This window comes from Psychrobacter piechaudii (genome assembly GCF_900162825.1).
Lineage (GTDB): Bacteria > Pseudomonadota > Gammaproteobacteria > Pseudomonadales > Moraxellaceae > Psychrobacter > Psychrobacter piechaudii.
The window spans coordinates 1-6,952 of sequence record NZ_FUGE01000056.1 but is presented as its reverse complement, the minus strand read 5'-3'; the positions used below and the strand labels follow the sequence as shown (position 1 = coordinate 6,952).

Here is a 6,952-nt window from a genome sequence, read left to right as displayed (position 1 = left end):
TAATTTCAACTTACAACCCTTTAAGTACTACTCACGACAGTATATGTCGCCTTATATCCACCCCCTGAAGTGGGTGGTTTTACGGCGATAGGTGATAAAGAAAGCCCTCTAATTTTTGATTAGAGGGCTTTTTTGTAGTTTACGCTGACGTATTAATCAGCTCAATAGCCAGTCTTATTCCAAACTAGTCATCTACTAAATTTGTTTTCTAGCAAATTTGTTATCTACCAAATTAGTCATCTGCCAATAAAGTAGTTTCATTAGAACGCCAGTTTTCTGCGCCATAAAACAGCATTTGTGCTTGTCTCGTACACTGTCTCAGCATTTGCTCTTTTTTATGCTCAGTATTTTTAGCATCTTCTTCTTCATCATGCGCTTGAGAGTAGGTCAAATCCAACCAATCAATAATCCATGTTAAAAATAAATTCAGGCCTGCTTCAGCGAGTAGACGTCTGTCTTCGTCATTAATATGTTGGAACGCGGGCTGAATGCCTAAGTCTTCGCCCATAATTTTGGCAAACAGTTTAATTTGGGCATCGATGGCATTACGAACGGATTCAGAGCCACCAAAGCGCTCACTGACCAAAAATTGCCAGTAACGAGGGTGCTCATCAATTGAGGCAAAGAACAGCTGGATACTCTTAGCGATTTGGCGATCATAACTACGTCTACGTCCCATCTGTAAACCGCTACGCAACGTGGACAATGCTTCGCCTAGCTCTTCTTCTACCAAACAACGGCCTAGGGATTCCATATCATCAAAGTGGCGATAGAAGGCGGTTGGTACCACGCCCACCTCCCGGGTCACTTGACGCAAACTAATCGAGGCGAAAGATTGGCCCATCATACAAAGGTCGAGTACCGCGTTAAAGAAAGCTTGGCGGGTCTGTTTCTTTTTTTGTTCTCGGCTATTTAAAGGGCTATTATTGCTGCTAGTGCTGGTCATGATAGACAATCTCAGTCGAAAATAAACATTAATGTGGTTTGCAAGGCGCTGTGGTATACACAGCCTGCTAATTAATTTTGCTTATTGCTGCGCTGACAGGTTAAGAACCTAGTAGCGTAACTTTAAGCTTACCACACTTTATCGCCAATGCCATTTAAATCCTGAGCCAGTCGATAGGCCTCATGGTCATTCATGCCAGTGAGGTAATCTAAGATATTTAACGCGTTTTCATAGACGTCCATACCCAGGTCTCGGTTCAAAGTATGTAGATGTTGATATAATAATTGAATCAGATGCTTTTGTTCAAAGTGAGGGGGCTGCTTAGTAATGGGCAATAGCGCCAGCGGCATAAAAGCCTCCAATAAGGTCTGCAAACAACGATTGGCCATTAGCTCCATACGTATCTTACTCGGATGCGCAAAGATTTGGCTTGAAGCTAAGTTTTTAGCCCTATTGATCCCTTCGCTCACGCTGGGTTCACAATGGTCAAATAAACTGCCCTGCATTTCACCTGCCAGCATGGTATCGGCATGGGTGACAAAGGCCTCTGTAACCTTATCCACCAAGCGCATCATGGCTCGGCCTCGTAACGCGGCCAGTTTTTGGACAATGGGTGCATTGTTCGTCACCTCTGGGGGGACCCCTCGCGAGCCAATTAGTTCCATCATTAAAGGCTCCACCTCTTCATAACTAATCATATCCAGATGAATGCCATCTTCTAAGTCGATAAGCGCATAACAGATATCATCGGCAGCCTCTAACAGATAAGCCAGAGGATGACGGGCATACCCGTCGTGATCGAGGGCATAAGGCAGGTGCAGTTGACCGGCTAATTTATCGAGTAAATTGGCATCATTATTAAAGCAGCCGTATTTTTTGATATCTAGGGCTCGAATGGTAGTAGAGGAGTTAGATTCAGCGTTTTCATCTGTCTCAATAACATTACTATGTTCCGCCAACCATGGGTATTTCATAAAAGCCCCTAAGGTGGCGCAGGTTAGGCGCATGCCACCTCGGTCAGGATGATGCTCGTTACGGGTCAAGAGTCTAAAGCCTTGCGCATTGCCTTCATAACCTTGTAAATCTAGGCGCTGAGCAGGGGTCATGTGACTTAAAAAGGATTGCTGACTCGGTTGGTTGAACCAATCTCTAATGGCATATTCACCGGCATGGCCAAAAGGAGGGTTGCCAATATCATGCGCAAGACAAGCGGCTTGTACGATGACCCCAACATCACCCACACTGACACCACGAGGTAAGCCTTCAGGGAGTTTATGTTGTATTTTTTCGGCAGCCATCATACCCAGTGAGCGACCAATACAGGACACTTCTAAAGAGTGGGTAAGCCGAGTATGAATACCCATCTGATTGGTGAGCGGGTGGACTTGGGTCTTTTGGTTGAGCTGTCGAAAAGATTGAGAGAAAATCAGTCGGTCATAGTCTTTGTGAAAGGGGGTACGAGACTTCTCTTGAGAGATGTCTTTTTTTATACTGCCCAGACGGCGGTCAGTAAATAGGTAGGACCAGCGTTTGTGTGCAGGCATGCTCTTTAAGCTAGAGCTATTTAAATGAGCGTTTAAATTAAGGCTATGCTGAGTCATAAATCACCAAATCAAAAAGGTAGGGATTAGTTACGATTAGCATAACAGAAAAAGCCGATAAGTTAACTTATCGGCTTTTCAGTGTTGATACTAAGATGGTCTCAGGCGGTTTGGGCCTGCTAGTTTAAACTTATACGTTAAATCTAAAGTGCATCACATCGCCATCTTGAACGATATAAGTTTTACCTTCTAGACGAGATTTACCAGCGGCAGCAGCGCCTTTCTCACCACCATATTCGATGAAGTCTTCATAGGCAATCACTTCAGCACGAATAAAGCCACGTTCGAAGTCTGTGTGAATCACACCGGCTGCTTCAGGCGCTGTAGCACCTACTTTTACCGTCCAAGCACGTACTTCTTTCACGCCAGCGGTGAAGTAAGTTTGCATGTCTAATAGTTTGTAACCTAAGCGAATGACTTGGTCTAGACCGGCTTCTTCCATGCCCATGCCTTCTAAGAAGTCGGCTTTATCGGCTTCATCTAATTGAGAGATTTCTGCCTCAATTTGATTACATAGGGGCAGTACAATGGCGTCTTCTTTGGCTGCATATTCACGCACAGCATCTAGGTAAGGGTTATTTTCAAAGCCATCTTCGCTAACGTTGGCAATATACATGGTTGGTTTTAAAGTAATTAGACCATAGCTTTTGATAAGTTTCTTCTCGTCATTGTCTAAGTTAGCCCCGCGTGCTGCCTTACCTTCTGCTAATAGCGGTTCAATTTTTTTGAACACTTCCAAAGTAGCTTGAGCATCTTTGTCGTTGCCCTTAGCTTTTTTGGTTAAGTTGGTGATCGCACGCTCAACGGCTTCTAGATCTGCTAATGCCAATTCAGTGTTGATGGTTTCGATATCGTCAATAGGGCTGACACGACCATCTACGTGAATCACGTTGTCGTCGTCAAAGCAGCGAACCACGTGAGCAATGGCGTCAGTCTCACGAATGTTGGCTAAGAATTGGTTGCCCATACCTTCGCCTTGTGAAGCACCGGCTACCAAGCCTGCAATGTCTACGAATTCCATGGTAGTCGGTAATACACGCTCAGGTTTTACGATCTCAGCTAATTTGTTTAAGCGAGGATCAGGCACAGGTACGATACCTACGTTAGGATCCTTGGTACAAAAAGGGAAGTTTTCGGCTGCAATACCGGCTTTGGTTAAAGCATTAAATAAAGTTGATTTTCCAACGTTTGGTAAGCCCACGATGCCACAGTTAAAGCCCATGTTCTGTCTCTCTTAATCTGATTTGATAATAAAATAAGTGGAATACTTAATACGGATACTAAGGGTGATATAAATACTAAAAAAAATAGCGGTTGAATAGGGTAATTGTTGAATAGGGTAGTTACTGTTAATACTGGCTGAATGAATTCAGCCTGAGTATCAAATAATTGTTTAATAAAAGGGGGCTAAATAAATTAGCAGGTATTGTAGCAAAAATTGTCTGAAAGGGGGTGAGCTATTGCTTATTACTGCTATGATCTTCGATTAGGCCTACCATGACCCCCATATTTTTATTGTCCTGATGGGCAAGGTCTGGGGCGTATAATGCCGAGGCTATACCGCCATCTAAAAACAGGGCGTTGGCACAGTTTAGCTCCTCTTTAAATAAGTTGGCAAATTGATAAAAAGTAACCGGCTCATTACTGGTGACAAACTTTATGTTGCCATCTTCACAGACGCCCACACCATTACGAATTTTTTGTGAGGTGCTGGCAGGATTAAACTTGGGATGTAGCTTACCCTCGATAACCAACATCGGCCCTGACTGGGTAGCGTACCAAGGTTTGGCCACCCCGCTTTGTAGCATTTCATTGAATTTATGGCTTTCGGTGATGCTAACTCGATTTTTTTGGTCCCACCACAGCACCCCGTTGGGCATCATATGAAAGTTGCCCGCTCCCTCGTTTAGATTCAGCGATAAAATCTGCCGGCCCTGAAGGACCGTAAAGCCGATGGGAGCAAATTCAGCGTTGTACATGCCTGCGTTCGTAGCAAACTTTAACTCGCTACTTTTTGGCAAATCAGCAAGCAAGTTATTGAATTTATATAAGGGCTGGATAGCTTGATCTTGATCGGCTAGGCGAGCACTGTCATCTTCTTGTGCCGCTTGCCATTGACCGGATTTCCAAAATAAATGCAAAGACAAAGCAGAGTTGGCTTCAAGCAGCTCATTTTGTGAAACTTGACACACAGCGTGAGCAAAAGGGGCGGCCTTAGATTCACAAAACTGTTGCTGTTCAGGCGTCGCCTCTTTTACAGATTCTATTAAAGCATCAAGCTCTCCGTTTTTACAGCCCGACAGAAATAAAGAGGCCCCTAAGCTGATCACAAGGATAGACCAGTAGTTTTTTGGCTTAAAGCTAGAGAGAGAATTCATCGTATAGGGGCCTTAACCATATTGTGTGTCTGTGGGGTTATATATCTGTCGGGAATTCTAAGTGAGTAGGCGCAGACTTAGTCACTTTTTTGGTGTCACGAGAGTCCTCGTTATAGGCGACATAAGCTTCGTTATCGGCTTTGAAGCTATCAGGATCTGCCATAACCCACATTTGATTATAGATGTCAGAACGGGCATCCATCGTCAACAACGCGCCTTCATCTATAAAGTAAAAACATCTGGATAGCAGCTTGATTGAGCCATCACTCATACGTCTTGCCACGTGATAAGGGTGTAAGTCGTAAGGATGAGATAGACCCACTGCGCCTACGAAGTTTGCCAAAGATTTTAGCGTATTTTTATGGAAGCTTGCCACACGTTCCGATTTACTTGGAACATCCAGTGCTTTTTCACGATAAGGGTCTTGCGTTGCCACCCCGGTAGGACAAGTGTTGGTATGACAAGAGCGAGATTGAATACAGCCGACAGCAAACATGAAGCCACGAGCTGAGTTACACCAGTCAGCCCCAAGAGCCAACATTTTAGCGATATCAAAAGCTGAGACAATTTTGCCACTGACACCGATTTTTACTTTATCACGAATGCCTGCGCCCACTAGAGTGTTATGCACAAATAAGAAGCCATCAATAAGCGGCATTCCAAAGCTGTCCATAAATTCCACAGGGGCAGCACCGGTACCGCCTTCAGCACCATCGACGACGATGAAGTCTGGGTAGTTATCCTCTTCAATCATGGCTTTTACGATGGCCATAAATTGCCAAGGCTGACCGATACACAGCTTAATGCCCACCGGCTTGCCCCCTGATAATTCACGAAGCTGTTGCCAGAAGTGCACCAACTCACGAGGGGTATCAAATGCCGAGTGAGTAGAGGGTGAAATGCAGTCTTCTGCCATTGGAATGCGGCGGGTTAAGGCGATTTCCTTGGTAATTTTTTCAGCAGGTAACACCCCACCTTTACCAGGCTTCGCCCCTTGAGACAGTTTAATTTCGATCATTTTTACCTGATCGTCATTGGCATTTTGGGCAAATAACTCAGGGTCAAAGTTGCCGTGCTCATCACGGCATCCGAAGTAGCCCGTGCCTAACTGCCAAATTAAATCACCGCCATATTTACGATGGTATGGACTAATCGCCCCTTCACCAGTGTCATGAGCAAAGCCGCCCATTTTGGCGCCTTGGTTAAGGGCCATAATTGCTCGACCTGATAAGCTACCAAAGCTCATGGCTGAGATGTTAAACACAGACATAGAGTAAGGCTGCTGACAGCGCTCATTACCCACAATAATGCGGAAGTCATCCACGTCTAACGGATGGCTGGTTTGTGATTGCAAAAACCACTCTTTATCTTTGGCGTATAAGTCATCAAGGGTACCAAAAGCATTGGTATCACTGACATTTTTTGCGCGCTGATATACCAAAGCACGTTGCTGGCGTGAGAAAGGCACTTCTTCTTTATCATTTTCGATAAAATACTGGCGGATTTCTGGGCGATAACTTTCTAAAAAATAACGAATGTGACCGGCAATAGGATAGTTATAAAGCACAGAATGCTTAGATTGTAATAAGTCATAAATACCTACCGCTACCAAGGCGCCTGCAATTAAGGTCAACCACCAGGTTTGCAGTAACAGGGCAATCAAGGTTAGGAGCACCATAGCAAAAAATAAACCATAGCGTTTTACAACACCCACTTGGTATTGACGTTCATTACGATCGGTACTTTCTGCTTTAGCAGGAATAGCAGTTCGTGATTTTGACATGAAAAATCCTTTGTCACTTTTGTTAAGTGCAACTATTTGTTAAATGAAAAAATTTATTAAATACAACCAGTTCTTGAATACAACTAATTCTTAAATACAACCAGTTCTTGAATACAACTAATTCTTAAAGACAACCAATAAACTGTTTTTCGGTAATGAGTATTTTTAACTTTGTTTGGGCTTGTCGAAGTGATATTGTAAGAATAGCAGGCGGGGGAGACGGACGGGAGCTGGAGGCGTAAAT

5 protein-coding genes are annotated in these 6,952 nt (G+C 44.0%); all 5 read right to left on the bottom strand.

All coding sequences use genetic code 11. The annotated features are described in order from the left end of the window. Nucleotides 1–232: 232 nt before the first annotated feature. Nucleotides 233–946: a TetR family transcriptional regulator gene (locus tag A1019T_RS01990; protein ID WP_077450193.1), complete on the bottom strand. Its 714-nt coding sequence runs from the start codon at nt 944–946 to the stop codon at nt 233–235. Nucleotides 947–1,074: 128 nt separating this feature from the next. Next, the gene (locus A1019T_RS01985; RefSeq protein ID WP_167366829.1) at nt 1,075–2,490 is read right to left on the bottom strand and encodes a deoxyguanosinetriphosphate triphosphohydrolase; all 1,416 of its coding nucleotides are present in this window, start codon (nt 2,488–2,490) and stop codon (nt 1,075–1,077) included. A gap of 187 nt (nt 2,491–2,677) precedes the next feature. Further along, complete coding sequence (gene ychF, locus A1019T_RS01980; protein ID WP_028859066.1) at nt 2,678–3,769, bottom strand: redox-regulated ATPase YchF; 1,092 nt, start codon at nt 3,767–3,769, stop codon at nt 2,678–2,680. A gap of 235 nt (nt 3,770–4,004) precedes the next feature. Further along, nucleotides 4,005–4,925 carry a phosphodiester glycosidase family protein gene (locus A1019T_RS01975; protein ID WP_077450191.1) on the bottom strand — a complete coding sequence of 307 codons (921 nt, stop codon included), beginning with the start codon at nt 4,923–4,925 and terminating at the stop codon, nt 4,005–4,007. A gap of 37 nt (nt 4,926–4,962) precedes the next feature. Beyond that, nucleotides 4,963–6,708: an FMN-binding glutamate synthase family protein gene (locus A1019T_RS01970; RefSeq protein WP_077450190.1), complete on the bottom strand. Its 1,746-nt coding sequence runs from the start codon at nt 6,706–6,708 to the stop codon at nt 4,963–4,965. Nucleotides 6,709–6,952: the final 244 nt, after the last annotated feature.